Origin of the sequence: Haloferax profundi (assembly GCF_001469865.1) — an archaeon.
Classification (GTDB): domain Archaea; phylum Halobacteriota; class Halobacteria; order Halobacteriales; family Haloferacaceae; genus Haloferax; species Haloferax profundi.
Window position 1 is genome coordinate 1 of sequence record NZ_LOPV01000342.1, and the last position, 751, is coordinate 751.

1 protein-coding gene and 1 pseudogene are annotated in these 751 nt (G+C 56.5%); both read right to left on the bottom strand.

The annotated features are described in order from the left end of the window. A pseudogene (locus AUR66_RS22705) lies at window positions 1–330 on the bottom strand (hypothetical protein); the annotation flags it as partial. Further along, a partial coding sequence (locus tag AUR66_RS12960; RefSeq protein ID WP_157533111.1) for an AAA family ATPase occupies window positions 327–751 on the bottom strand: 425 nt, incomplete at its 5' end. The pseudogene AUR66_RS22705 and the gene AUR66_RS12960, both read right to left, overlap by 4 nt.

Genomic DNA, 751 nt, shown 5'->3' on the forward strand with positions numbered 1-751 from the left:
GTTGGTCGAATCATATGACGGGGAAAACAAGGTTGTTTTCCACGCGTTTTCGTCACGCGTCGACGATGGAGCGAGCGCTAGTACACCGAACGGCCAGACGCCGTAGCTGCGGATTCGAACCGGCACATCTCCGTTGTTTTCCAGCGAGAGCATAAGTGCAGCAGGATGCTCGATTGTAACGTCAGCAACCGCGAGTTGCACAGACATATAGAGTGGTCTCAAAGAGGCATTGACTTCTGCCTCAGTGACTCTGTACTCGGTGTCCCCGAGACATCCGGAAAGACCGGCAATTGACAGCATACTCGTTGCCAGGTAAGTTCGACGCTTCATTTCGATTCACCTCCACCGACGATGTTGGTGTCCGTGAGTTCGACGAACACATCCTCTATCGACGCATCACCTGGCAATTCTGTACGGTCTCGGAGCGCACCCACTGTCCCCTCGGCAATGAGCTTCCCCTCGTGGAGGATACCCACCCGGTCGCAGACGAGTTCGACCTGACCGAGGACGTGACTGGAGAAAAACACTGTCGCACCTCGTTCGTTCTCCTTGTGAACGATTTGCCGCACGCGACGGACTCCATGTGGGTCAAGCCCGCTGAACGGCTCGTCTAAGATGAGTAGCTCCGGCTCGCCGACGAGAGCCATCGCAAGCGCCAACCGTTGTTCCATCCCACGCGAGAAGTCACTGGCATTGTCGTCGACAGCATCTTCGAGTCCGACGCGTTCGAGGACTGCTTCGGGGTCGTCAT